Below are 1916 nucleotides of genomic sequence, written 5' to 3' on the forward strand. Positions count from 1 at the left end.
TGCAAGATCGCTTGATAAGCATTCTGGGACAGTGGCTGCTTAATGTGTACGAATCCATCAACTTTAATGACTTTCAAAATCTCGGCGCTTAAAGCCTCAATATCCATTGTCTCATTATGTCCATCAATAAGGGTTTTGGATTCTGGAAATTTTTCAGTTTTCTTCATATTCCTCGCGATTATCTTGTTGGGTTGTTTCAAACTCGGAAAGATACAGACTTTCAAGAGAGCCGATCATCTGGTTTAAATCGAACATATCACGAACGCTTTGACCTCCGTTGTAAATTAGCGATTCTCTTAAGGAATTGTTTTCCAGAATAGTTTTTATCCCCTCGTAGATTTGATCGCAGTTTTCATAATCCACCAAGTAAGCATGTTTATTATGAACAATAAATTCATCTACTACCCCTGAGCGCGTGAACACAGAAGGGATTCCTGCTGCTAGGGCTTCTATATATACTTGTCCAAAGGCTTCCATATTTGGAGCCATGGGAACATGAACAAATACATCGAAAAGCTGATACAACGCGAACATATCATTTTCAAACGGAATCTCCACATATCTGTCAGTAGGTATTGATTGGAGTTGCCTATGGATCTCCTTTCGGTAGTTTCCGCGAGCATTTGCTAGTACAAGAAAGGCAGACGGATAATCTTCAAGCAACTTGCCAAAGGCTGGTACTATATAATGAACACCCTTCCAAGCTACATATCTTGATACAACACCGACTACTGGAGCGACATTTTTGATATTATATTTTTCTTTGATATTTTGTAAATTTTCTTCGGAGACCTTGGCAAAGGCTTCCAAATCAAAACCAGGATGTATGGGGATCACCTTGCTTGGAGCAACTCCATCGTAGGAAATCACTATGTCTTTGACCTTCTGGCTAGTCATTGTGATTTTTGAAGAAAGAAAATTGTTAAAATGATCGTAAACTTGACCCCAAGGAACCCGTTGCGGCCAGGGGAAGGGGCCTGCATGAGTTCTACTTTGTATACGTATTTGCACCCCCGCCAAACAGGCACCACTTAAGCCGACTAGGGAGCCATCCACTCCATATGTATGTACGATATCAGTCTTATTCTTTCGACAATAACGGGAGATTTTCCAGATAACCCAAAACAGGTTAAGGCTATATTTATTCGAGTATTTGATACTAATATATGGAATTTTTTGTGCCGTCAAATACTCGGGTAGGTCTGTTTGCCCTTGGTTTAGTAATATAAATGATAATTCAAACCTCTCTTTGCTTAATTCACTACAGATCCATTCAAAGCGTTTAAATCGTAAATTTGTTGCTATGACATAAGTTACTCGAATTTTCCTTCTCTTGTTGGCTTGGATGATTTGTTCTCCTCCAAGGCTTTTATTCATTAACAATCTCCTTAGTAATAAAGCCACTCGTCTCGCTTCGATTGCTCGAAGCCTTTAATTAATTTGAGCCAAAGCACTGGCTTCTACAGTTATTCTGTGCAAGAACATTGAAGCAGCTTTATGTACTTTAAAAACAGCTATTTTTGTGATTGGTTTAATCATTTAGACGATAATTTAACTGCTTCATCAGCAGTGATAAACCCCTGGAATTAAGTAAATATCTACATCCATATCATTGTCAAAATTACCTCTGACGAGGCTGTGACCTCCGTTAATAACTGAAGTAACCCCATACAGGTGTACTATCAATCCCTCAAAGCTTACTATGCTTGCATTTTGACATGCAGTACAAATCTACTACTAGGTACAAATCCATTGATCGCCTTATGAGCAGATTTGGGCTGATCTATTTGTTTTTTTTGTTTTTATATTTTAGAGCGTACCCTGATCAAAAACAAGGGTTGACATGGGTACGGATATCTGCGGTGCGGGGGCACAAAGTTTCTCCAACTGGTCTGTCCCCAGTAGTACTATTGTTC

1 protein-coding gene is annotated in these 1916 nt (G+C 39.1%); it reads right to left on the bottom strand.

Features of this window, described 5'->3' with window-relative positions; genetic code table 11:
* Window positions 1-153: 153 nt before the first annotated feature.
* A complete protein-coding gene (locus F6K49_RS44650) occupies window positions 154-1377 on the bottom strand; it encodes a glycosyltransferase family 4 protein (RefSeq protein WP_293108415.1) in 1224 nt (407 codons plus the stop codon).
* Window positions 1378-1916 lie beyond the last annotated feature (539 nt).

This window comes from Moorena sp. SIO3I6 (assembly GCF_010672095.1).

What these genes read in the sequence shown, in the direction of transcription:
- F6K49_RS44650 (WP_293108415.1), bottom strand. Translation starts at nt 1,377, where the DNA reads ATGAATAAAAGCCTTGGAGGAGAACAAATCATCCAAGCCAACAAGAGA.